General features: G+C 49.0%; 21 protein-coding genes. 13 read left to right on the top strand and 8 right to left on the bottom strand.

Annotated elements, in window-relative coordinates; genetic code table 11:
• Window positions 1-989: 989 nt before the first annotated feature.
• Window positions 990-2057 carry an OmpA family protein gene (locus EQU24_RS08695; protein WP_017839860.1) on the bottom strand — a complete coding sequence of 356 codons (1068 nt, stop codon included), beginning with the start codon at window positions 2055-2057 and terminating at the stop codon, window positions 990-992.
• 789 nt (window positions 2058-2846) lie between these two features.
• Here EQU24_RS08695 and EQU24_RS08690 point away from each other — a divergent pair.
• The 5 genes from EQU24_RS08690 (at window position 2847) to EQU24_RS08665 (ending at window position 8624) form a co-directional block, all read left to right on the top strand.
• Window positions 2847-4625 carry an NAD(P)H-dependent oxidoreductase subunit E gene (locus tag EQU24_RS08690; RefSeq protein WP_017839862.1) on the top strand — a complete coding sequence of 593 codons (1779 nt, stop codon included), beginning with the start codon at window positions 2847-2849 and terminating at the stop codon, window positions 4623-4625.
• A 1-nt stretch (window position 4626) separates the two neighbouring features.
• Complete coding sequence (locus EQU24_RS08685) at window positions 4627-5343, top strand: 2Fe-2S iron-sulfur cluster-binding protein (protein ID WP_017839863.1); 717 nt, start codon at window positions 4627-4629, stop codon at window positions 5341-5343.
• The gene (locus EQU24_RS08680) at window positions 5336-5875 is read left to right on the top strand and encodes an NADH-quinone oxidoreductase subunit B family protein (RefSeq protein WP_017839864.1); all 540 of its coding nucleotides are present in this window, start codon (window positions 5336-5338) and stop codon (window positions 5873-5875) included. Before EQU24_RS08685 ends, EQU24_RS08680 begins: the two co-directional genes overlap by 8 nt.
• 354 nt (window positions 5876-6229) lie before the next feature.
• Window positions 6230-7738: a Ni/Fe hydrogenase subunit alpha gene (locus EQU24_RS08675; RefSeq protein ID WP_017839865.1), complete on the top strand. Its 1509-nt coding sequence runs from the start codon at window positions 6230-6232 to the stop codon at window positions 7736-7738.
• 472 nt (window positions 7739-8210) lie between these two features.
• On the top strand, window positions 8211-8624 hold the full coding sequence (locus EQU24_RS08665; RefSeq protein ID WP_017839867.1) for a host attachment protein: 414 nt from the start codon (window positions 8211-8213) through the stop codon (window positions 8622-8624).
• 78 nt (window positions 8625-8702) lie between these two features.
• On the opposite strand, the gene EQU24_RS08660 is transcribed toward EQU24_RS08665, so the two are convergent.
• The 3 genes from EQU24_RS08660 to groES all read right to left on the bottom strand — a co-directional run bounded on the left by EQU24_RS08660 (window position 8703) and on the right by groES (window position 11047).
• The gene (locus tag EQU24_RS08660; RefSeq protein ID WP_017839868.1) at window positions 8703-8957 is read right to left on the bottom strand and encodes a Rho-binding antiterminator; all 255 of its coding nucleotides are present in this window, start codon (window positions 8955-8957) and stop codon (window positions 8703-8705) included.
• An 87-nt stretch (window positions 8958-9044) separates the two neighbouring features.
• A complete protein-coding gene (groL, locus tag EQU24_RS08655; protein WP_017839869.1) occupies window positions 9045-10703 on the bottom strand; it encodes a chaperonin GroEL in 1659 nt (552 codons plus the stop codon).
• 56 nt (window positions 10704-10759) lie between these two features.
• Window positions 10760-11047: a co-chaperone GroES gene (gene groES, locus EQU24_RS08650; RefSeq protein ID WP_017839870.1), complete on the bottom strand. Its 288-nt coding sequence runs from the start codon at window positions 11045-11047 to the stop codon at window positions 10760-10762.
• A 138-nt stretch (window positions 11048-11185) separates the two neighbouring features.
• Here groES and EQU24_RS08645 point away from each other — a divergent pair, with 138 nt between their 5' ends.
• The gene (locus EQU24_RS08645) at window positions 11186-11929 is read left to right on the top strand and encodes a HesA/MoeB/ThiF family protein (RefSeq protein ID WP_017839871.1); all 744 of its coding nucleotides are present in this window, start codon (window positions 11186-11188) and stop codon (window positions 11927-11929) included.
• Window positions 11930-11939: 10 nt separating this feature from the next.
• Here the strand turns inward: EQU24_RS08645 and EQU24_RS08640 are convergent, their stop codons facing one another.
• The 4 genes from EQU24_RS08640 to EQU24_RS08620 all read right to left on the bottom strand — a co-directional run bounded on the left by EQU24_RS08640 (window position 11940) and on the right by EQU24_RS08620 (window position 16702).
• On the bottom strand, window positions 11940-12365 hold the full coding sequence (locus EQU24_RS08640) for a response regulator transcription factor (protein ID WP_017839872.1): 426 nt from the start codon (window positions 12363-12365) through the stop codon (window positions 11940-11942).
• A 319-nt stretch (window positions 12366-12684) separates the two neighbouring features.
• Window positions 12685-13761 carry an alanine racemase gene (alr, locus tag EQU24_RS08635; protein WP_017839873.1) on the bottom strand — a complete coding sequence of 359 codons (1077 nt, stop codon included), beginning with the start codon at window positions 13759-13761 and terminating at the stop codon, window positions 12685-12687.
• The gene (dnaB, locus tag EQU24_RS08630; RefSeq protein WP_017839874.1) at window positions 13758-15152 is read right to left on the bottom strand and encodes a replicative DNA helicase; all 1395 of its coding nucleotides are present in this window, start codon (window positions 15150-15152) and stop codon (window positions 13758-13760) included. The genes alr and dnaB overlap by 4 nt, the downstream gene beginning before the upstream one ends.
• 536 nt (window positions 15153-15688) lie before the next feature.
• Window positions 15689-16702 carry a tryptophan--tRNA ligase gene (locus EQU24_RS08620; protein ID WP_017839876.1) on the bottom strand — a complete coding sequence of 338 codons (1014 nt, stop codon included), beginning with the start codon at window positions 16700-16702 and terminating at the stop codon, window positions 15689-15691.
• 390 nt (window positions 16703-17092) lie between these two features.
• Here EQU24_RS08620 and EQU24_RS08615 point away from each other — a divergent pair, with 390 nt between their 5' ends.
• The 7 genes from EQU24_RS08615 to EQU24_RS08580 all read left to right on the top strand — a co-directional run bounded on the left by EQU24_RS08615 (window position 17093) and on the right by EQU24_RS08580 (window position 25196).
• Window positions 17093-17392 (top strand): PilZ domain-containing protein, encoded by a 300-nt coding sequence (locus EQU24_RS08615; protein WP_017839877.1) that lies wholly within the window; start codon window positions 17093-17095, stop codon window positions 17390-17392.
• Between the two features lie 36 nt (window positions 17393-17428).
• On the top strand, window positions 17429-17833 hold the full coding sequence (locus tag EQU24_RS08610) for a 6-pyruvoyl trahydropterin synthase family protein (protein ID WP_026130078.1): 405 nt from the start codon (window positions 17429-17431) through the stop codon (window positions 17831-17833).
• A 6-nt stretch (window positions 17834-17839) separates the two neighbouring features.
• Window positions 17840-18292, top strand: a complete 453-nt coding sequence (locus tag EQU24_RS08605; protein ID WP_017839879.1) for a DUF1249 domain-containing protein — start codon at window positions 17840-17842, stop codon at window positions 18290-18292.
• Window positions 18293-18777: 485 nt separating this feature from the next.
• A complete protein-coding gene (locus EQU24_RS08595; protein ID WP_017839880.1) occupies window positions 18778-19449 on the top strand; it encodes a TetR/AcrR family transcriptional regulator in 672 nt (223 codons plus the stop codon).
• Window positions 19437-20834, top strand: a complete 1398-nt coding sequence (locus EQU24_RS08590) for an efflux transporter outer membrane subunit (protein WP_017839881.1) — start codon at window positions 19437-19439, stop codon at window positions 20832-20834. Before EQU24_RS08595 ends, EQU24_RS08590 begins: the two co-directional genes overlap by 13 nt.
• Complete coding sequence (locus EQU24_RS08585; protein WP_017839882.1) at window positions 20827-22035, top strand: efflux RND transporter periplasmic adaptor subunit; 1209 nt, start codon at window positions 20827-20829, stop codon at window positions 22033-22035. The genes EQU24_RS08590 and EQU24_RS08585 overlap by 8 nt, the downstream gene beginning before the upstream one ends.
• A gap of 5 nt (window positions 22036-22040) precedes the next feature.
• Window positions 22041-25196 (top strand): efflux RND transporter permease subunit, encoded by a 3156-nt coding sequence (locus tag EQU24_RS08580; RefSeq protein WP_017839883.1) that lies wholly within the window; start codon window positions 22041-22043, stop codon window positions 25194-25196.
• Window positions 25197-25471: the final 275 nt, after the last annotated feature.

Raw genomic sequence — 25471 nt, 5'->3', positions numbered from 1 at the left:
CAAAGGCTTTGCCAGCATGGAGCTGGCATAGAGCATGGACGTATTCACTGCGTCCTTTGACGGGCACCCCGGCGCCGAATTTTGATCAACGATGAGTATATTAATATTGCATCGATTTTTAGAGGAAATTAGATGGATTGTTGCTCTTCGTCTAATGCCGGATGTCGCTAAAATTAACTTACTGAATTGCCAAACTTCTTTCATTTAGGGCGCGTCGAGGGCTTCGACATATAAGCAGTGGGTGTCGAGCATCAGTGGTTTTCCCTCGCATAGCGTTAGATGAGGGAAAGCCGAGAATACCACGTTAAAATAAATGGCATCGAGATCAAAAAGACTAAAATATGCTGTTACCCAAGCTCCAGCTCTCGTCTTTATACATAAGTATAAATATATCTAATTGTGCAAAAAGTAGCGACCGAGCGCTAAATTGTTGTGTTGTCCGGAAAGGCTATTGGTGTTTGAGCTTTACTGGCTTCGATAGTCGCGACGAAGGCGTCGCTCCCACAGAGAGCGGCGGACGCTCTGTGGGAGCGATCCCCCTGATCGCGATCTCGAGGTCGAAAGTGTTAAGTCACAATAAATGGTATCGAGGTCTCATTGGTTAAGGTTGCAAAAGGGTAATTTTTGACTGTGTACCGATGAGAGCTCCAGCTTGGGTAACCTGTTCAGGAAGCTCTAGCTTCCCGCAATCAAGAAAGATTAAACGAGCGAGCGAGATGTGGGTTGGTCGTTTTTATACCTTTCGCACTTCAAATTTCGGCAGTGTCCGAGGAGGCGCAGGGGTGTCCGACAAAGGCTTTGCCGGCATGGAGCTGGCATAGAGCCTACATGGACGTATTCACGGCGTCCTTTGACGGGCACCCCGGCGCCGAATTTTGATCTACGATGGGTATAACTTGATGCGTATGGATGAATGTAAAGCCGGCCCAAATATAAAAAAACCCGCTCGAAAGCGGGTTTTTGTGTTCAAAACCGATGAAATGTATTACTTAATTTTCCATCCAGATCAATTCTACACGGCGATTTTGAACTCGACCTGCCTCGGTTCTATTATCGGCAACAGGGCGATTGGGGCCGTAACCTTTAGCGTGCATACTATCGGTTACCCCCTTGGCTTTCAGGTAATCTACGACCGACTGCGAACGGCGCTCGGACAATCTCATGTTGTAGTTGTAGCCACCTTCGCTACTGGTATGACCTTGAACTTCGATTTCTTTTTCTTGCGGATAGGCGATCAGTTTTTCAGCGACTCCATCTAAAATTGCCTTTGCTTCCTCGGTCAGTTCGGCAGAATCGAATTTGAAGTTCACACCTCTGAGCTCGATACTAATAGGACAGCCTTGCGCATCAACCTTACTCCCGGAAATAGTACCCGGGCATTTATCCAAACAATCGTTGACGCCGTCTCCATCAGAATCCAGGGTCGAACAATCCTGGGCAGCTGCTGGGGCTGGTTCGAATTTCACAGGCGTAACTGCCGCTCTCGGTTTTTCTCCAAATGGAATCACAAAACCGACATTGACAGTCATGTCATGATATTCCTCGGTACCGGGACGCAGATTGGCGTTGAAGTTATTGTTGTAACGGTAACGCACATCGCTCCGCAGTAGGAAGTTATCATGCAATTCGTAAGTAAAACCAACACCGCCTTCGCCGGTAATCGAAGCTGCGCTATCACCTGGCACGCTGGTATTCATGCCGCCGATGCCGGCAACGATATATGGCGAAAAGGTATCGCGAAAAAAGTAATATTGCAGATCCGCTGAACCGCCGGTTAAATCCCAACGCCCATTGGTTTGACCTGTTTCGGCATTATTGTAGCCACTGAAACCTTGGTAAAAACCTCTCAACTCGACGTTGAAATGGTCGTTGAGCATTTTTCCAAAACCCATACCGCCGCCCCAACCGTCTTTAGCGCCCCGGTCACCACCTGATTTGATAAAGGTGCCGAATGGCGCGACATACCATCGGTCGTCTTGCGGCGCCTCGGCCCAAACGGAAGGAATGGCGCCAAATCCAGCCAATAAAGCACTAGCCATTATTTTTTTTAAACACATAACTACCTCTAATTTGAATAAAAAACCTTCAACAAACCGGGGTTCTTGATAGGAATGACCGATATGAAAAAATGTTTACTTTTTAAGAAAAACTCAAACTGCATGTAATGCCAACTAAGCCCGTTGTTTTTTACAACCAAGGCTGTTGTATTTATACCACTCCAAGTGACGTATAGTTTACATCATTATTTTGCCATCAACACAAATTTTCACTTGAAAAACATTATTTATCAATATAAATAGACTCTAACTTTAATACTTTATCTAGCTTATTAAATGTCTTGTTATCGCCCGCCGAAATCGTATCTTTTAAGCAACAATAGACAAAACAATAGGCTTTTGTATACCGTGAATGTTTCAGCTTATTCCCAAAAATTTTGAGAGCCACTACTCCCTTTAAAAACAGCAATTTCCAATTTGGAGATCAAAAAGGGTGTGGGGGTACGCTTGGCGAGGATGTCGGCTGCATTCACGCCATCCTTGGCGTTCGAGCTGCCATCAAGCCCCATGAATGGGTTTACGGCGTTCCTCGACAGACACATCCCATACCTTTATTCTCAGACGGTTTTTCAATCAAAAGGGAGAAAATCCGGAATCGTACCTTTCAACGGAAAAAGCTAGGTTATAGCAACCGAAAAAACCTTATATGGTGTCCAACTGACAAACTATGCTGAAATTGCCAACATTAGAAAACACTGTGTTCACACTATGTAATGGTATTTTTTTTTATATTGGCATATAGTTGAACTCAAGCTCCTCCGTCATAACCCAGTGCAGCAGAGAGACACCATGGAATCGTTCATTCAAAATCTCGTCGAAACCCACTCAAGGCGCCCAACTCGACTTTTAGCAATATTACGTGCCGTTCAGGCGCGATACTTCCACATTCCGAACCAAGCCATTCGATTGTTATCCAAGGAATTAAACATTCCAACAACACGCATTATCGGCGTTATCGAATTTTATAGCTTTCTTCATTTAACGCCTCGCGGACGTTACGATATATTGATCAGCGATTCGATTACCGATCACATGCTCGGTAAACACAACTTGATGGACTATCTATCTAACAAACTTTCCGTGTCGCCCGGCAGCGTTCGTGAAGACGGCTTGGTTAGCCTAGATAATACTTCATGCACCGGCATGTGCGATCAAGGCCCTGCCGGGCTCATCAATGGCCACGCGATCACCCGACTTGACCGGCCTAGAATCGACGCGATCGCACAATTAATCGACGAACAAATGGCAGTTGAGGATTGGCCCAAGGAATTCTTTGAGGTCGGCGATAACATCTATCAATCCGATTTATTATTGAGCAGTCGCCTTACCGCCGGACAAGGTCTACAATCGACTTTCGCACGCGGTCTAAAAGAAACGCTATCGGAAATCGATCATTCCGGACTCAGGGGGCGAGGCGGCGCAGGCTTTAAAACGGCGATGAAGTGGCGATTTTGCGCCGAAGAATCGGAACAAGAACGCTATGTGGTCTGCAATGCCGATGAAGGCGAACCCGGAACATTCAAAGACCGAGTATTACTAAATAGCTATGCCGATCAAGTTTTCGAAGGCATGACTATTTGCGCGGCACTTATCGGCGCCAAGCAAGGTTTTCTGTATTTACGCGGCGAATATCTACACCTTTATCACAAATTAGAAAACGTTCTCGAACAACGCCGTCAGTCCGGCTTGCTCGGTAACAATATTCTCGGCAAAGATATGAATTTCGATATCGAGATCTGTCTCGGCGCCGGCGCCTATATCTGTGGCGAGGAATCGGCATTAATCGAATCGCTCGAAGGCAAATGCGGTATTCCGCGAAATCGCCCGCCCTACCCTGTTTCCCAAGGCTATTTAAACAAGCCGACCGTCGTCAACAATGTTGAAACTTTCGTAGCCACCGCTAACATTGCCTTACACGGAGGTGCTTGGTTCGCGGCTAAAGGCACGGAAAAATCCCAAGGCACCAAGATTCTTAGCATTAGCGGAGATTGCTTACGCCCCGGCATTTACGAATATCCGTTTGGCGTTACGATTCGGCAAATTCTCGCGGATTGCGGTGCCCATGATGTGCTCGGCGTTCAAATCGGCGGGCCTTCCGGCACCTTTATTTCCAACCAGGAACTCGATCGCATACTAGGATTCGAGGATTTAGCCACGGGCGGCTCATTCATCGTTTTTAATTCGACACGCAACATTCTCGATATCGTGCGTAATTTCACTGATTTCTTCGCGCATGAAAGCTGCGGGTTCTGCACGCCTTGCCGAGTCGGTACGTCGTTATTGAAAAAACAGCTCGACAAAATCGTCGACGGCCACGGTTCGGCCGGCGATGTGGTTGCACTTGAAGAACTAACTCGCCTAGTCAAAAACCATAGCCATTGCGGCTTAGGCCAAACGGCGGCCAACCCGATCATTCATACCTTAGAGAGGTATCCCGACTTATACCAAAGCCAATTGAAAAAAATCAGTTACGAGCCCGGATTCGATTTGAACGCTTCCCTTGAAACAGCCAGACGTATGGCAAACCGTAATGATGCAGGGGCTCATCTAGCCCAGGTGGAGGAATAGCATGAGCAAAACATTTACCTTGGACGGAAAGCCCATTCCATTCGAAGATGGCCAGACCATCATGCAAGCAGCAACAGCCGCCGGCGTATATATACCGCATCTATGCCATCACCCGGAATTTACGCCGCACGGTAGTTGTAAGTTGTGCAACGTTAATGTCAATGGCCGCAATTGTTCGGCTTGCACATTCCCGGCAACCGAAGGCCAAGATGTATTGAGCGAAACGACCGAAATCAATCAGGACCGCCAAAAAATCACGCAAATGCTTTTCGTCGAAGGCAATCATTTTTGCCCGTCCTGCGAAAAATCCGGGAACTGCCAATTACAAGGCGTCGCTTATCATTTGAATATGCTGGACAATCATTTTCCGCATTTTTACGCGGAACGTAAAATGGATGCAAGCCACCCGGACGTCATGATCGACCATAATCGCTGCATTTTTTGCACCTTATGCGTCAGGGCCAGCCAACAAGCCGACAGCAAAGACGTCTTTGCGATTTCAGGCCGCGGCATTAACAAGCACTTGATCGTCAATTCAGAGTCCGGGCAATTGAAAGACAGTGATATCGATGCCGGCGACCGGGCCGCGCACATCTGCCCGACCGGCGCGATTCTGATCAAACGAACCGGCTATACTGTCCCGATCGGACAACGCATTTACGATCATAAACAAATCGATCAAGTCAGCTTGGAAACGGAGCACGAAAGTCATGGCTAATAAAATCAGAGTCGCAACCACGTCGCTAGCCGGCTGTTTCGGTTGCCACATGTCGTTTCTTGACATCGACGAGCGCATGCTGCAGCTCGCCGAGGCGGTCGAATTCGACCGTTCGCCGATTACCGACATCGAACATTGCACTAATTGCGACATCGGCTTGATCGAAGGCGGCGTGTGCAATTCGGAAAACGTGCATGTGTTACGCGAATTTCGTAAAAACTGCAAAACACTGGTCGCGGTCGGCGCCTGTGCCATTAACGGCGGCTTGCCGGCGATGCGCAACTTCATTCCTTTGGAGGAATGCCTGACCGAAGCTTATTTGGACGGTATCGGCGTCGAAAACCCGCAGATTCCAAGCGACCCGGAGTTACCTTTATTGCTGGACAAGGTTCGCCCGATTCATGAAATCGTCAAGATCGACTATTTCCTACCGGGCTGCCCGCCGTCAGCCGATGTTTTTTGGAAATTTTTGACCGACCTGCTCGAAGGCCGCGAACCCTCGCTGCCATACGAGTTGGTGCATTATGATTAATTTGGATTCTCGCGCTGAGTTATACCCATCGTAGATCAAAATTCGGCACCGGGGTGCCCGTCAAAGGACGCCGTGAATACGCCCTATAGGCTCTATGCCAGCTCCATGCTAGCGAAGCCTTTGTCGGACACCCCGGCACCACCTCGGGTACTGCCGAAATTTGAAGTGCGAAAGGTATAATTCGAAAGGATGAATTATTTCCCGCAGAGGCTCAAAGGCGCTGAGAACAGCATTATTAAAATTTTGGCAGTTCTACGGGTTTGCGCGATGAACCCTACCATTGAACGAACCATGAAATAAACTCTGCGCCTCTGCGCGAGTACTTTAGAATTCGACTTATTATCGGGAACACATATGTACGAACATTTAGAAACAGCTGCAGCCAGCTCGGAAAACCTTAAACGTGTCGTGGTCGATCCGGTATCGCGGGTCGAAGGCCATGGCAAAGTCACGTTATTGCTCGATGAAAACAATAAGGTCCAACAAGCCCGCTTGCATATCGTCGAATTTCGAGGCTTCGAACGCTTCATTCAGGGTCGTCCTTATTGGGAATTGCCGGTATTAGTGCAACGGCTATGCGGCATCTGCCCGGTCAGCCATCATTTAGCCGCCGCCAAGGCAATCGATCAACTCGTCGGCATCGACCCGGAAAATCTGCCTCCGGCCGCGACCAAATTAAGGCGCTTGCTGCATTTCGGTCAAGTCTTGCAGTCTCATGCCCTGCACTTCTTCCATTTGTCTAGCCCGGATTTGTTGTTCGGCTTCGAAAGCGATATCGGTAAACGCAGCATCATCGCGGTACTGGCCGAATATCCTGAAATCGGCGTGCAAGGCGTCAAGCTACGCAAATATGGCCAAGAAGTCATTCGCATGATTTCGGGCAAACGGGTACATGGCACCGGCGCAATCGCCGGCGGCATGAACAAACCGCTGTCGCGTGAAGAGCGCGATTACCTACTGACCGATATCGATCAAATGATCGAATGGGCGGCGGCAACCGTACAACTGGTCAAAAGAGTCCATTGTTCGAATCTGCCCTATTACGACGATTTCGCTACGATACGCAGCAACTATCTCGGTTTGACGCGTCCCGACGGCGCACTGGAACTATACCACGGCGGCATCCGCGCGAAAAAAGACACCGGAGAAACGATCATCGACCATGTCGATTATTGTCTCTATAACGACTATATCCATGAAGAAGTCCGCTCCTGGACCTACATGAAATTCCCTTATTTGTTGTCGGAAGGCAAGGAAAACGGCTGGTATCGCGTCGGCCCTCTGGCCCGCGTCAATAATTGCGACTATATCGATACCCCGTTGGCCGAGGCGGCTCGCATCGAATTCAAACAACACGGCGGCGAAGCGATGGTCCACAGCACACTAGCCTTCCATTGGGCTAGAATGATCGAAACGCTGCATTGCGCGGAAAGCATCAAAGTCTTGCTGAACGACCCGGAAATCATGAGCGACGACCTCGTCGCGCAAGGTGAAAAGCGATTCGAAGGAATCGGCGTGATCGAAGCACCACGCGGTACGCTGTTTCATCATTACCAGGTCGATGAAAACGATATTGTTACCCGCGCCAACCTGATCGTTTCAACAACCAGCAACAACATGGGCATGAACGAATCGGTCCGTCAGGTCGCCGCCGAATATTTGAGCGGACGCGAATTGACAGAACCGCTGTTAAATAATCTGGAAGTCGCGATCCGCGCCTATGATCCGTGTTTATCATGCGCAACTCATGCAGTCGGCAAAATGCCTTTGCAATTGGAGCTGATCGATGCGGAGGGTAAATTGATCGATAAATTGGTCAAACATAGCGATGGCGTTATTAGCAGCGAACCCACTAACGAATAATGAAACCGACAATATATATACCTTTCGCACCTCAAATTTAGGCAGTGCACGAGAAGGAGTCGGGGTGTACGGGAGGGTGTCGAAATTTACCAATTTTCATGTCAGAAAAAATAACTGGCGCTTTATAACCTATGATCATCAACAATTGCCAAGATATCATGATCGCCGTAGGGTGCGCATCGCGCACCCTAAACCTGGCGGTCAATAGCTTACAACACCAACGATTTCAAAAATATTTTGCGTTTAAAAAGCGGAAACACAGCAATTAGCTAAAAATGGATTTTTTCGATAGCCTAGGTGTACGCCCCCTCCCTTAGCGTAAGCTCAGGTAGAAGGCTCCGCTACCTCCTGCGCACCATTCCTTTAGACAAACCCTCAGCAAAGAGCTACACTCAATATGACAATGGAATGTCAGCCATAATTGCAAGGATGCGATAAACCGTTCCGACATATTGGTTAAGGAGTACAGCTTATGTATAGTAAATGGGTCGTGGTAGCAGACAGTAGCAAAGCACGTTTTTTTTTCTATGAGGGGAAAAAAGAACCACTGCGGGAACTTGAGGACTTAGTCCATGCCGAAGGAAAGCTAAAGGCTCAAGATGTCGTTTCCGACCAACAAGGCGGACGCGGCAACGGAGCGCATTCTTTTGAACCGGTTACCGATGTCAAGCAACAAGAAGCCATCCGTTTCGCTCATCAAATAGGCAATAAATTGGAACAGGGCCGAGTTAATAACGAATTCAACGATCTCGTATTAATTGCCCCTCCGGCTTTCCTCGGTACACTGCGCCAAACCCTGAACGACCAAATCATGAAACTAGTCGGCAAATCGATCGACAAAAACCTTGTCGCCCAAGACGAGTCCAATATCCGAAGCTATCTCTGATCGGGTAATAATTTAAGTCAATCATACCTGGCCCCGATTTAAATCTAAAACCGGGGCCTACAGCGACTCAAAAAACGATTATTTGAATCGAATGCTTTGAAATTTCGCCCCTGGCGTCCGCGTTTCCATTTCGACTATTTCAGATAATTCGACTTTTTGCCTTTCACCATTATCAATAACCAAAAATTCACGCTTATCCTGCTCAGTCAAGATGTCGATCGCTTTTCCCTCGACTATTCGATGTTCCGTCAGCATCAATTTGACGCGATAGCCGTACATGCAGGCTATTTCGATATAGTCGTGAAGCTCGCAGGCGATTGCTTGATTCTTCATCACGTGCCCCTTTTTTAACCCATAAAAAAGCCCCGGACGAAGTGACTCGACCGGGGCTTTGCGTCAAGCGATGAGCTCGAACGGCGATTACATCATGCCGCCCATTCCGCCCATACCACCCATTCCGCCCATGCCACCCATATCCGGCATGCCAGCGCCTTTATCGTCGCTCGGTGCGTCGGCAATCATCACTTCCGTGGTGATCATCAGACTCGCGACAGATGCAGCGTTTTGTAATGCGAAACGAGTGACTTTTGCAGGATCCAAAATACCCATTTCAATCATGTCGCCGTATTCGCCGGTTGCTGCATTGTAACCGAAGTTACCAGTGCCTTTTGCAACTTCGTTCAACACGACTGAAGACTCTTCGCCCGCGTTTTTAACGATTTGACGCAGAGGCTCTTCCATCGCGCGGCGCAGAATGTTAACACCGACGTCTTGATCATGATTTGCGCCTTTCAAACCTTCCAGCGCTTTCAATGCGCGAACCAGAGCGGTTCCGCCGCCGGCAACGACACCTTCTTCAACCGCAGCACGAGTAGAGTGCAGCGCATCTTCGACGCGGGCTTTTTTCTCTTTCATTTCGACTTCAGTCGCCGCGCCGACTTTGATGACCGCAACACCGCCAGCTAATTTAGCCAAACGCTCTTGCAATTTTTCTTTATCATAGTCGGAAGTTGCATCGTCGGCTTGTTTACGGATTTGTGAAACACGCGCTTTGATGCTTTCTTCTGTGCCTGCACCGTCGATAATTGTAGTATTATCTTTGTTGACTTGAATTTTTTTCGCTGTACCCAAAAGATCCAATTCAGCTTTTTCCAAAGATAGACCGACTTCTTCCGCAATCACTGTGCCGCCTGTCAGAATCGCGATATCTTCAAGCATCGCTTTACGACGATCGCCGAAGCCAGGCGCTTTAACCGCAGCGACTTTAACGATGCCGCGCAGATTGTTCACAACCAGAGTCGCCAGAGCTTCGCCCTCGACGTCTTCGGCAATAATCAACAACGGACGACCTGATTTGGCAACGCCTTCCAGTACTGGTAACAAATCACGGATGTTGGAGATTTTTTTGTCGTACAGCAGGATGAACGGATTTTCCAGTTCGGCGCTCATGCTGTCTTGATTGTTGATGAAGTAAGGAGACAGGTAACCGCGATCGAACTGCATACCTTCGACGACATCCAATTGGTTGTCCAAACCTGAACCTTCTTCGACGGTAATAACGCCTTCTTTACCGACTTTTTCCATCGCTTCGGCGATGATTTGACCGACCGACTCGTCTGAGTTGGCCGAGATCGTGCCGACTTGCGCAATCGCTTTGCTGTCTGTGCAAGGCGTCGCGGCTGCTTCGATGGCTTTAACCGCTGTAGTCACCGCCAAGTCGATACCGCGTTTCAAGTCCATCGGGTTCATGCCCGCTGCAACTGCTTTCAAACCTTCGTTAACGATGGATTGAGCCAGAACGGTCGCAGTCGTGGTACCGTCGCCGGCAACATCGGACGTGTGAGACGCGACTTCTTTAACCATTTGCGCGCCCATGTTTTCGAATTTATCCTTCAATTCGATTTCCTTTGCAACCGAGACACCGTCTTTGGTGATGGTCGGGGCACCGAAGCTTTTATCCAAAACTGCATTACGGCCTTTAGGACCCAAAGTAACCTTTACCGCATTCGCTAAAATATTGACACCTGCAACCATCAAGGTGCGTGCGTCACTACCGAATTTAACTTCTTTTGCTGCCATGTTTATTCCTAGATTCTGTGGTTAATGTTAAATACTAATCAGTTAAAAAGGGACCGTTAGCTCAGAACAGCCATGATGTCTTCTTCGCGCATCACAACGACTTCTTCACCGTCGATTTTGACTTCGCTACCTGAATATTTACCAAATAACACTTTATCGCCGACTTTAACTTCTAACGCGCGAACTTGACCGTTATCGAGCGCTTTACCGCTTCCAACCGCTAAAACTTCACCTTGACTCGGTTTTTCGGCGGCAGAACCAGGCAGTACGATACCGCCGGCGGTTTTGGTTTCTTCTTCAACACGTTTGATAATCACTCTGTCGTGTAAAGGGCGTATTTTCATCAATATCTCCTAATCGATATAAATAATAAAGTGGATTATTAGCACTCGCTAGTAATGAGTGCTAATAATAATCAGCTTTTGCAGTCTGTCAAGTTCTTTGGCATCATTCGCACCTAAATTGATATTCATTCTCAAAATATGAACGACGACCAACTATTACGCTACAGCCGGCAAATCATGCTGCCGCAAATCGATATCGAAGGCCAGCAACAATTGCTTGGCGCACACGTCCTGATCGTCGGTGCGGGCGGCCTTGGTTCACCGGCTTCGATCTATCTTGCGGCAGCCGGTGTCGGCCAAATCACTATTTACGATGACGACACGGTCGACCTTTCGAACCTACAGCGACAAATCGCTCACTACACCGACGATATTGGGACGGACAAAGTAATTTCAACCCAAAAGACCTTAAAAAAATTAAATCCGGATACTCAAGTACATATTTTCAAGCAACGCTTGATCGGAACCACACTCGATGAAACGGTTCAAAAAGCCGATATCGTCCTCGATTGCAGCGACAACTTTTCGACGCGATTCGCGATTAACAGCGCCTGTGTCAAACACCAAACACCATTGGTATCCGGCGCGGCGATACGGTTTGAAGGCCAAGTGTCGGTTTTTACACCGGGATTACATGACAGCCCTTGCTATAACTGTTTGTACTCGGACATGGGGGAAGAGATGCAGAATTGCGCAACCAACGGTGTTATTGCGCCAATTACCGGCATTATTGGCTGTATTCAAGCGCTTGAAACAATCAAGTTGATTACCGGCGCCGGAGAAACACTGACCGGACGTCTGTTATTGCTGGATGGTTTGACGATGGAATGGAACAGCATGAAATTAAGAAAAAATCCGAACTGTCCTACCTGCGGAAAATAGATGGATAAAATTACCCGAATTGCACTTTTTTTTCCGGATGTTGAAATTTTTCCAACATCAACGAGATAATTCGGCGGGATACCCAAGTCTCTCCTTGCCGAATCACCTTGATTGCTTTATTAAAAAACCTAGCCAAATCTGCAAACTGTAAATAGCCTTGGGCACCCGAAACCAAGCAATCGATAACTTCGCGATCGGTCAATTCAGGTGCGACTAAAATTATTTTGCTATCGGGGCTCGCCGCATTCAATAACGCAATATATTCTGCGGTTTGCTGTTCGCGAAGTTCATAGCGAAGCACAACGATAAGCGGCTTGTCTCTTTCAACCGCGATCAAGGCCTTTATTTCGTCATGATCGACTCGAATGTTTAGGCTCGAATCGTCGATAAACCTCAGAATGCCTTCGTCATTATCAATTATTTGCAAATCAATCATAAAGTTACCGATCGTTTAAGTTATCCTGCTTTCAAAATGCCAATCCCTCCCCTCTGTGTTTATTTGAGTTAAAACCATCCACGTTTTCAACTTATACCTTTCGCATTTCAAATTTCGGCAGAGCCTCTAGGAGGCGACGGGGTGCTCGGCAAAGGCTTTGCCAGCATGGAGCTGGCATAGAGCCTACATGGACGTATTCACGGCGTCCTTTGACGGGCACCCCGGCGCCGAATTTTGACCTCCAATGAGTATAGAACAGAGTCTAGTCTGCTTTAGGCAATTGTTAACTGTACCAAAGTACTAAATCGTTCAACCTAGATCACTCTTCGACAATCTGCACTCGCTGAGTAATGCCGCAAACCAATGTATAGGGGATAGTTTCCGACCAGAACGCCACCTCTTCGATCGGTAATCCGCCCCCCCATAGCGTCACCGGATCACCCGGTTTGGCATCGTCTTGCCCGCTCAAGTCGACCGTGATCATATCCATCGATACCCTGCCGATCATCGGGACGCGCTTGCCGTTAACAAGAACCGGCGTACCAGATTTAGCTTGACGAGGATAACCGTCCCCATAGCCAATTGCGACAACACCCATCGTAATCGGCCGGTCGCACACCCAAGAGCCGCCGTAACCAACCGTCTCGCCTTGTCGTACGGATTTAACGGCAATCAACCGGGAATGCAACCCCATGACAGGCTTTAAATCGAAATCACCTCCTGTCGATTCGGGAAACGGGGAAATCCCATACAACATAATTCCGGGTCTCACCCAGTCGGTCAACGCTTCCCGCCAACCCAGAATCCCGGCTGAATTCGCGATACTACGCGGCCCTGAAAAACCCGATAATGTCTTGTTAAACAAATCGATTTGTTTCAATGTCATTGAGTCGGATCGAACGTCGGCATTTGCCAAATGCGTTATAAAACCAACCGGTTTCTTGATCAACGAGCTCGATATCAAACGCTGATGAACTTTATCGACCTCGTCAACCGAAAAACCCAAACGGTTCATGCCCGTATCGATTTTTAACCAGGCGTCGATTCCGGCAGAGCCGGATTTTCGATCAATGATATCCAACTGCCCGAATGAGTGAATTAACGGATCCAAACCGAAATTGATTAAATCATTCAATTCCTCAGAACACGTAAAACCTTCCATAACCGCGATGCGTTGCGAAATGCCGGCTTGCCGCAAGCGGATACCCTCATCGACACGCGCAACGGCAAAGCCGTCCGCATCGGTTAATCGTTCAGCGACACGCAACAAGCCGTGCCCATAAGCATTGGCTTTAATGACCGCCATGACTTTCGAGTCGGGTGCGTGGCGTCTAGCCACATTCAAATTATGGCGTAACGCATCCAGGTTCAATTTGACATAAGCGGCCGGCGTCATTCGTAATCGTCTCCGCCGTAAGGATTTCCGGCAAAGTTTTCAAACCGAGTGTATTGTCCTAGGAAAGTCAACCTAACCGTGCCTATCGGACCGTTACGTTGCTTACCGATGATAATTTCAGCAACGCCTTTCTCCGGACTATCCGGGTTGTAAACCTCATCCCGATAAACAAATACGATCACGTCGGCATCCTGTTCGATACCTCCCGACTCACGCAAATCGGACATCACCGGCCGTTTGTTGGGCCGCTGCTCAAGGTTACGGTTCAGCTGCGAGAGCGCGATAACCGGCACGTTCAGCTCCTTGGCCAAGGCTTTCAGGCCCCTAGATATATCGGAGATCTGTTGAACCCGGTTATCGCCGCTGGCCGGCGACTGCATCAATTGCAAATAATCCAATACAATCAGACCCAGCTGACCATGCTCGCGCATCAATCGTCGCGCTCTCGAGCGAACTTCGGTCGGCGTCAAGGCCGGCGTATCGTCGATAAACAACTTGGTTTCGGCCAATAAATTAATCGCCGAAGTCAAACGCGGCCATTCGTCGTCGTCAAGTTTGCCGGTCCTAATTTTATGTTGATCGATACGTCCCAATGAGGACATCATACGCATTGCCAAGGAGTCTCCAGGCATCTCCATACTGAACACCGCAACCGGTTTATCGCCTTTAATCGCGACATTCTCCGCCATGTTCATCGCGATCGTAGTTTTACCCATCGACGGCCTACCCGCGACGATGATCAAATCGGACGGCTGCAGGCCCGAGGTCATTTCGTCGAAATCATTGAATCCGGTACTGGCGCCGGTGATATTACCTTCTTGCTCATAAAGCATTTCAATCTTATCGACCGCCTGCGCCAGCAACGACTTGATCGACGTGAAACCGCCCTGTCCGCGTTGGCGCTGTTCGGCGATTTGAAATACCTGGCGCTCGGCATTTTCGAGCAACTCCGATGTATCGCGCCCTTCCGGATTAAAAGCCGAGTCGGATATATCGGTTCCGACATGGATCAACTGCCTTAAAACGGACTTATCGCGAACAATGGTCGCATAAGCGACGATATTCGCGGCACTCGGCGTATCCTTTGCCAAGGTACCTAAATAGGCCAGACCGCCGACCTCATTCAATTGTCCGGCGGAAGCCAGTGCCTCGGATAAGGTAATGACGTCGAAAGGATCTTGTTTTTCTGCCAATTTTTCGATGGCCCGAAAAATCATTCGATGATCCTTGCGGTAAAAATCGCCTTCGACAACTTTATCGGCTATCGAATCCCAGGTTTGGTTATCCAGCATCAAACCACCGAGTACGGATTGCTCGGCTTGTATTGAATGCGGCGATACTTTTAAAGCTTCGGTTGCGTAATCGCGGTCGAATACATATTCTTCAGACATAATTTCGGTCAAGGGAAATACTGCAAAATAGAAGTTAATTGAAAATCGGTACGGGTTCCGACGCAACGAATCCCTAAACAAGAAAGTCACTGCGATTCAGTTTTGAGAAAACTCGTTTACTCCGTTCGTACCGAAAAATCGCTGAGCTTCGTTAAATATGCGGGGTGTGTTAGTGGATCGCCGTGAACCCAGCACCTAAATCCATAGGTCATTGGCAATGATTCAAAACCATGGCTTATTTAGGTGCTGGATTTTGGCATTGGGCTTGTCAAGCGAGTAAACCGAACTGCCAAAAACATAATTCTCGTACAAGATATACCTTTCGCACTTCAAATTTCGATAGTGCCGGAGGAGACCTCGGGGTGTCCGGTCGATTTTCGCTCCTGCAAAATCGACATTCACGCCATCCATAGCGTTCATAAAGGCTTTGCCAGCATGGAGCTGGCTAGAGCCTACATGGACGTATTTACGGCGTCCTTTAACGAGCACCCCGAGGCCGAATTCTCATCTACGATGAGTATATATTGTGAATATTCCTAAGCACCGATACGAGAAATCCCAACTGCCTCTCTCAATTGTTTCATAAAAGGCACGCTAATCTCGCGGGCCTTTTTAGCGCCTTCCTGTAATTCGTTTTCAATATGCTCAGGCGCCTGTAATAAGGCTTCATAACGCTCTCGGGCCGGAGCAATATGGTCGTTGATATATTCGAACAACAACTTTTTCATTTCACCCCAAGCAATACCGTCCGCATAGAGTTTTCGAACTTCATCGACTTCCGAAGGACGGGCAAAAGCCTGATAAATTCCAAACAAGGTGCAGCTATCGGGATCTTTAGGTTCTCCCGGCTCCAGAGAATTGGTCTTAATCTTGTTAATCAATTTCCTGAGTTTCTTCTCGGGTTCGAATAACGGAATCGTATTGTTATAACTCTTACTCATTTTCCGCCCGTCCAAACCGGCCAGAGTCGCGGCATTTTCGGTCACAACCGCATCCGGGATGACAAAATGTTCGCCATAAATATGATTGAAACGCCCAGCAATATCACGCGCCATCTCGATATGCTGAATCTGATCCTTGCCCACAGGAACCTTGTGCGCATTGAATATCAAAATGTCGGCCGCCATCAAAATCGGATAACTGAACAAACCCATCGTGACACCTTTATCGGGATCGTTTTCGCCGCCTTGTTCGTTTTCGGCAACCGCTGCCTTATAAGCATGCGCCCTATTCATGAGCCCTTTTGCCGTTACACACGTCAACATCCAGGCCAACTCGCTAATCTCCGGAACATCGGATTGCCGGTAAAATACCGCATTCGACGTATCCAAACCGAGAGCCAACCATGTCGCGGCGATTTCGAGACTCGATTGCCTGACTTTTTCCGGATCCTGGCATTTGATCAAGGCATGATAATCGGCCAAAAAATAAAATGGACTGACGTTTGCATCTTTACTGGCGGCAATAGCCGGCCTAATCGCGCCTACATAATTTCCCAAATGAGGAGTACCGGTGGTCGTAATACCGGTTAAAACAGTCGCTTTTGTCATTATAAATAAATCCCCAAAACCCTGACGGGGTTCACACCATTAAAACCTGCAAAATATTACATAATTTACAACCAATTGCCATAGTCTATTCGAAAACTTTTGCTCACCAATGCGCGACGGCACCTAAATCTCACTCAACATGAACTGGCTTAAGCATCCGCATACAACAATGTGAGCCACAAAAAATTAATGTTTTCCAACACTACCCTGGAAAAAACCGGGAAACAATCTCAAAAGAGAATCCTATAATATGAAGTTACGCAACTTTCAAGGTTATTTTCATGAACAAGCCTTTTATTTATAGTAAACTTCGCGCAAACAGTCTGAAAGCAAACACGGGCATTGCCATTCACAGAAAAATCAATTTACCAAATTTTAAAGAGAGTTGACATGCTGGAATACGATGAAAAACGTAATTACATCCGAATGAGCGTCGATTGCGAACTCACTTACAAGTTAGCCGATGCAAGCGAAAGTCATTCCGGAATTTGTACATCCATTAGCGGTTCTGGTGTCTCCTTCATTGCGGATCAATCCTTCGATCCCGGAAGCGCAATGGAGGTTAATATTACGCCTAAAAACGCGATCACACCCCCCATGACCGCATATATCGAAGTCGTCAGAACGACAAAACAAGACAGCGGCCGCTACGAAATTGCCGCCGCAATCAAGAGTATTAAAGGTCATTAACTTAAATTGTTTCAACTCGGCCGAGATTGCTAACCCATGTACACGATTACTAAGGAAGTCTATTTTTGCTATGGGCATAGACTGATGAACCACCCCGGCAAGTGCCGTCATCTTCACGGGCACAGCGTTAAGGCCGCAATCACGATTAAACAACAACATCTTAACGAGCAAGGCATGGTTTGTGACTTTTCGGACATAAAAGCGTGTGTCGAACGCTATATTGATGAACACTTGGATCATAATTTTTTATTGCATAAAAACGACCCGATCATTCCGTACTTAACCGAAACCCAAGAGCGATTCATGGCTCTTGAAGAGCACCCGACAGCTGAAGTACTGAGTCAAATGATTTATCAGCATATTAAAGAACAAGGGTTCGATGTCGATCAAGTGACCTTATGGGAAACCGCAAGCGCTCATGCCTGTTACCGGGAAGACTGATCTATCATGAGCAGAATTCATCCGCAAAACAAAGCGGCGTGCTTGGAAACCATCTGCGCCTCTAATTACCGAAAGTTGTTAAACTTAATTCCGAACATCAGAAATCTTGCCCAATCGACTATCGGAAAAGCGTCTCAAAAACCCGATCTACAGTTAGAGGTTCTCGAACGCTCGGCGCACACACTCACTGTTAAACTCAGCCATCGATTTAATCAATTACCCAACGACCTATGGATGCCGGATGTCACAGTACGCGTTTATCTGGATGCTGAATTAGCGGAAGTTTTGCGCGATCATGCCAGATCCGATGTTTCGCGCGTCTATAAAGACCCCGGCAAGACCTCTGAAATCTTGAATTATAAATGGCAATTAAATTATTTTTTGCTGAAATGGCTGGATCACTGCCTGAGCATTAATTATCAATTCACCGATCGAAAAGCCACTGAAGTTATAGCCTGATTCATCCCTTAGCCTATCAACCTATATATCCTTTGCTACTCAAATTTCGGCTCAGGGACGTCCTGTCCAGCGAGTTACCTAACCCTCAACAAAGCTCATATACCCATCGCACTTCAAATTTCGGCATTGACGCATGGAGGTGCCGGGGTGTTCGGTCGATTTTTGCTCCTGCAAAATCGACATTCACGCCATCCATGGCGCTCGCAAAGGCTTTGACAGCAGGGATGCTGTCACAGAGCCTACATGGACGTATTCACGACGTCCTTTGACGGACACTCCGGCGCCGAAATTTGACCAGCAAAGGGGATAGTTCCAGGACGATATTTATCACGGAATCCTTACTGTTTCGGGAAATTATTTTGTGCATATTCCTAAAGAACGTGCATTTCATAAGTTATGCCCATTCCTAAAAATCACAAAAGGCATTTGTCTAATGAATAATTTAAATGTATATTTGAAATTCGCTTTTGAATATCTGATCCGCGATGCCCGAACCAACATCCAAACCGTTAAAAACCCGAACCCGCTTGATTATCGCGGCCAGCCGAATTTTTGCCGAAAAAGGCTTTCAAGAAGCAACGATTGCCGAAATCTGCGAACAAGCCCAAACTAACATCGCTTCGGTCAATTATCATTTTCGCGATAAGGAAAGTCTTTATCTCGAAGCCTGGCGCCATGCGTTTCTCAAGGACCTTGAAATTTATCCCTCGGATGGCGGTGTCGATCCCAGCGCATCCGCCGAACAACGCCTAGCGGGCCGCATTCGCTCTTTGATTGCCCGCATCGCCGACGACGATTCGCATTTTTTCGCGATCATCAACAAGGAAATGGCGCAACCGACCTCGTTGCTTCCGGAAATTCTCGAAAAAGAAATCAATCCGCAGCGCCAAGCCATGCTTGAACTCATTGCCGAATGCGCGGGACCGAATGCGGATGAACGAACGATTCACTTTTGTCATGCCAGCATCATCGGCCAATGTTTTCATCTCCTAAAAGTCAAACACATGCAAAGCCACTTTCCGGCACGAAGATGCAATTCGGAATTGGAGAACCCGACAGCCTACGCCGATCATGTCGTGCATTTTTCATTGGCCGGAATTAAGGCACTGCGCGACCGTCTCGAATCAAGCCGGGGAGACGAGACATGCGAGTCATAAACCCTTCGGTTTTACTCATCTTCTTTTTTCTCAGCGCATGCAGTATTGACATCAAAGAATTCAATCCGCCGATTCCAGTCCCGGAAACCTTCTCGATTACCGGCGGAGAATCCCTTCAAGACCGCTGGTGGCTAAATTTTAACGATCCGGCCTTGAATACCCTGATCGATACGGCGCTTCGGCAAAACCTCGATCTAACCGCGGCATTCGAAAGGCTCAAACAAGCCGAAGCCGAAGCCCGCAAGGCCGGATCCGAATTGATCCCCGCCGTTAATGCCACAACGCATACAAACCGTTTCATCGAAGACAACGCCAATACCGGTTCGCTGACTTTCGACAACTTTTCGCTGGGCTTGATCGCCAGTTATGAAGTCGACCTTTGGGGCCGAATCCGCGCCGGCACTTACGCGGCCGAACAGGAAATCAAAGCCGCCGAACAAGACATCCATACCGCCGCGATTGCCTTGTCGGCCGAGATAGCGCGCATTTGGTATCTATTGACCGAACAAAAACTACAGCTCGAATTATTGAACGAACAAATCGAAGTCAATAAGCAATATGCGGACTTAGTCGAAGTCCGGTTCAGAGGCGGTCAAGCAACCGCCGCCGACGTATTCCAACAGCGACAGTTGCTTGAAGGCGTTGTCGGCGACCGCTATACGGTGCTCGCGAATATCGAGGTATTAAAAAATCAACTAGCAGTCTTGACCGGACAAGCCCCCGGCACGTTGGACATTGTCGCCGGCGATCGTTTTCCCGAACTCGCAGGTCTCCCCGAAACCGGTTTGACCTCGGATTTGATTCAACGCCGCCCCGATGTCATGAAGGCCTATTATCGCCTGCAAGCGGCCGATCTTCGTATTGCCGCGGCCGTGGCCGACCGCTTTCCGAAACTCGGTTTATCGGCCAGCCTCGATACCTCGGCGCCGGACTTACAAGCCTTCTTCAATAATTGGATGGCAACGCTAGCGGGCAATCTGGTGCTGCCCTTGATCGACGGCGGACGCCGAGTGGCGGAAGTCCGGCGCACCGAGGCTGCAACAGAAGAAGCACTGAATCTCTTCGGTCAGAGCGTCTTGCAATCGTTGCAGGAAGTCGAAAACGCCTTGGCACAGGAAACGCGCCAGCACGAGCGACTCGACAGCCTCAAAGATCAACTGCGCTATCTGAACGAAGCCAATGAGAACATCCGCATCCGGTCCGCCTATGGGATTTTCGATTTCTTGCGGGTGCTGTCGACATTGAACAGCTTACAAGCGATGCAGCGCACACTCATTCGCGCCGAACGCGAATTGATCGATTACAGAATTCAACTCTACCGGTCGCTTGCGGGCGGTTGGCCGCTTACCGAACCGGTTTCGAACAGGAACGATATTCATGACTAATCCCTTCAAGAAATTTGCCACACTGCTGATTTCGCTGGCAATCATCACATTTGCCGGGGCACTGTCTTATTATTGGCTAAGCAATAAGCCCCGCGCTGTACGCGCCCCCGTTACGGCCGTGGCACCATTAGTCGAAATCATCACGCCGCAAGCCATCGATCATCAAACCACCGTTTTCGCGCTCGGCAATGTAATCCCGGCACAAAGCGTCAATCTTAATTCGCGTGTCGACGGCATGGTCGTTTCGGTCAGCGACCAGTTCATCGAAGGCGGCTTGTTGAAAAAGGACGAAGAAATCGTCCGGCTCGACCCGACCGATTACGAATTACGCGTACGCAGAGCACAAAGCGACCTCACCCAAGCCCGCTTCAACCTAAAAATGGAATTGGGCCAACAAGCCATCGCGCAACGCGAATATCAATTGCTCGGCCAGGAATTGGACGAACTGGCTCAAGAACTGGTCCAAAGAAAACCCCATCTGGAAGCCGCCAAGGCATCGTTAAATGCCGCTGAAGCATCGCTGGAACAAGCCAAATTGGATCTCGACCGCACCCGCACGATCGCGCCGTTCAACGCGGTCGTCACGGCCCGCAACGCCAATATCGGTTCCTGGGTATCGACCTTCTCGACCGGCACGCCGCTCGTACAGTTGGTTGCAACCGATTATTTTTGGATCGACGTTTCGCTGCCGCTCGACAAATTACGATGGATCACGATTCCCGGTTTCAACAGCGATCAAGGCTCGCCGGTCACGATCAGTTACGAAAGAGCTTGGGGACCCGATGCATTCAGAATCGGTGCCGTCAAACGTCTGAAAGCCGAAGTCGAACCCGAAGGCCGCATGGCCAAATTATTGGTCGAAGTCGAAGATCCGCTCGCCCTGACGCCGGCCAAGAAAGACGCGCCGCGTATGATGTTAGGTACATTGGTTCGCGCGGCAATTACCGGAAAAACCCTCGTCGACGTACTTCCTGTCCCGGAAACCGCCTTGCACGACGGCAACCGGCTCTGGCTAATGAACGAACAAGACACACTGGACATCGTCAAAATCACCCCCGTCTGGACCGAACAAGGCGTCGTTTATTTGCATGCCTCGGAACTACCCGATCATCCGCGCATCATCGTCAGCGATCTTTCCACACCGGTTCAAGGCATGCGTATTCGCACCACCGAAACCGACCGCTCCTCATTCGCTAGGTAAGCATCATGCAGTCACATCAAGACCTAAGTCACACCGGTCCCATTGCATGGATGGCAGGTCATTCGGTCGCGGCCAATCTCGCGATGGTCGTTTGCATCATAGGCGGACTGCTGTTTTTAAACAATATCCGCCAAGAAGTTTTCCCCGACTTTGAAATCGACAGCGTCAGTATCACTGTCGCTTATCCGGGCGCCAGCCCGGAAGAGGTCGAACGCGGCATTGTCCTGGCAATCGAAGACGCGGTGGGCGGCTTGGACGGCATCAAACAAATTAACTCATCGGCAATGGAAAATGCCGGCACGGTCACCGCCGAAGCGCTCCGCGGCACCGACATGCAAAGGTTTACCCAAGACATTCAAAAAGAAGTCGACCGCATTACGACTTTCCCGATCGATGCCGAAAAACCGCAAATAACTTTAATCGCCAGTAAACGCCGGGTAATCTCGGTCGCATTATATGGGGACGCAGAGGAAGCCGTTTTACACGAATTGGCCGAACAACTTCGCGATCAATTACTGCAGGACCCGGGCATCACGCAAATCGATCTCGAAGGGGTCAAACCGCTCGAAATCGCGGTAGAAATTCCGCAGGACATGCTGAGGCGCTACCGCTTGTCTTTAGGCGACATCGCTCAACGAATCGCGGCGGCCAGCATCGACCTTCCGGCCGGGAGCGTCAAAACCGGCAGCGGCGAGATTTTGATCCGTATCAAAGAACGCCGCGATTACGGGCGTCAATTCAGTCAATTGCCTATCATTACTACCGCCGACGGTAGCCAGATCAAACTCGGCGACATCGCTCGAATAACAGATGGCTTCGATGAAAGCGATTATTATGCGACTTTCAACGACAAGCCGGCCGTGATGCTGCAAGTCTATAGCGTCGGAGAACAAACGCCGATACAAGTGTCTGAAACGGTTCGTAACCATCTCGATAAAATTGCTCCGGAACTACCCGAAGGCATCTACACCGATGTCCGGCGCGATGCCTCGGAAGACTACGCGCAAAGGATTGACCTCTTGTTGCGAAACAGCGCCATGGGCTTATCGCTGGTATTTATCTTGCTGGCGTTGTTTCTTGAGCTACGCCTGGCATTTTGGGTCATGATGGGGATTCCTATTGCGTTTCTCGGGTCGTTTTTGTTCCTACCCAGTATCGGCGTCACGCTGAACATGATCTCATTATTCGCGTTTATCATCGCGATCGGCATCGTCGTCGACGATGCAATCATCATCGGAGAAAACATCTATCATCATCGACAAGAAGGCCTGTCTCCGCTACAAGCGGCAATTCAGGGCACCCGCGAAATGGCGATGCCGGTTACATTCAGCATCCTGACGAATATCGCAACCTTCATGCCGCTGCTGTTCATTCCGGGGTTCACCGGCAAAATCTTTTTTATGATTCCGTTGGTCGTGATCACGGTTTTCCTGCTGTCTCTCGTCGAGAGCCTATTCATTCTGCCGAATCACCTCGGACACCTAAAGCCATTGAAAAGCCATGGTGTTCAAGCCAAAATTCATCATTATCAACAACGCTTCAGCGATGGCTTCCGGCACTGGACAGTGCACCGCTATGGCCCATTTCTCGAAAGCGTACTCGATCATCGCTATCTGACCGTCACCTTCGCATTCTCATTGTTGATTGCAGCATTGGCCTATGCCGCTAGCGGACGCATGGGCATGACCTTGTTTCCGAAGGTCGAATCCGATTATGCACAAGTCACATTAACGATGCCGTTCGGAACGCCGGTAGAAAAAACCGAAACAATCGCCCGACACTTGTCGGAAGCGGCGCGACGTGTCGCATCTAACGTTCCGAACGGCGACCGATTATTGAAAGGGCAATTTATCGAAATCGGCACCGTCGACAGGCAACAGACACTCGGCAGCCACTTGGCTACCGTGCGCACCTATTTGGCGCCGCCCGAAGTTCGCGACGATATTCTTAGTACCGAGCAATTTACCCGGCGTTGGCGCGAAGAGGCTGGCGAAATTGCCGGCATTGAAGCGATTTTATTCGAATCGGACGCCGGCGGCCCCAGTCGGGGTCCGGCGATCACCGTCGAACTCAATCACCGCGACATACAAGTCTTGGAACAAGCAAGCAGACGCCTTGCTCAAATGCTTAGCGCCTACCCTATCGTCAATGACGTCGACAGTGGCTTGACCAGCGGCAAGGAACAACTGGACTTTACGTTGCTGCCCGAAGGAAGAAGCTTGGGATTGACGGCACAAGATGTTGCGCGACAAGTCAGAAATGCGTTTTTCGGTGCCGAAGTGCTCCGTCAGCAACGCGGCCGTAATGAAGTCAAAATCATGGTCAGGCTACCCGAAAACGAGCGAATGTCGCTAAAAAACATCGAAAGCCTAATGTTACGCACACCGGCAGGAGTCGAGATTCCGCTCACTGAAGCCGTGCATATCGAACGCGGCCGCGCCTACACCGAAATCAACCGCCGTAACGGCCGACGCAATATCCAAGTCAAATCGGGCGTCACGCCGCGCAGCCGGGCAGGTGAAATCATTAACGACCTCAAAGCAACCGAACTGCCGCGCCTGCAAGAAGAATTTCCAGGTTTGCAATATAGCTTTCAGGGTAGTCAAGCCGAAATGGCCGATAATCTTAGCAGTCTCAAAATCAGTTTTGTCTTTGCACTGCTGGCGATCTATGCAATGTTGGCGATTCCTTTTCGCAGCTACATTCTGCCGCTAATCGTCATTGTCAGCATTCCGTTCGGCATCATCGGCGCAATATTAGGGCATTTGTTGATGGGTTACGATCTGAGTATCCTTAGCATGCTGGGTATCGTCGCCCTATCCGGCATCGTCGTCAACGATTCGCTGGTATTGATCAATTATGCGAACGAACATCGCATCGGCAGTGCCAAAACACCTTTACAAGTCATCAAAGCCGCCGGAATCCAGCGCTTCAGACCAATACTGCTAACCACGCTAACCACTTTTTTCGGCTTAATGCCGATGATTTTGGAAACATCCCGGCAAGCGCGAATGCTGATCCCGATGGCGATTTCAATCGGTTTCGGCATTTTGTTTGCGACCTTGATTACACTCGTACTGATTCCGTCGTTATATCTGGTTGCCGAAGACGTCAGAGTCTTGTTTCACAAGTTGAAAATAGCTTTTTCCGCCAAAGATTAGCGGGCTACGAAATGCGCAGAAACCATGCGCATCGAAGGCAGTGTTTATGGCAGCAATTCCCAATTTGGGGATCAAAAAGGGTGTGGGGTGTGCTTGGCGAGGATGTCGGCAGCAGGGCAGATTTTTGCTCCATGCAAAATCTGCATTCACGCCATCCTTGGCGTTCGAGCTGCCGTCAAGCCCCATGGATGGGTTTACGGCGTTCCTCGACAGGCATACCCCACACCCTAAGATCGGCGAAAATGCTCAAACTGGGAATTGCTGGTGTTTATGGA

Source organism: Methylotuvimicrobium buryatense (genome assembly GCF_005931095.1).
In the GTDB taxonomy this organism is placed as follows: domain Bacteria; phylum Pseudomonadota; class Gammaproteobacteria; order Methylococcales; family Methylomonadaceae; genus Methylotuvimicrobium; species Methylotuvimicrobium buryatense.
This window is presented reverse-complemented; position numbering and strand designations above follow the sequence as displayed.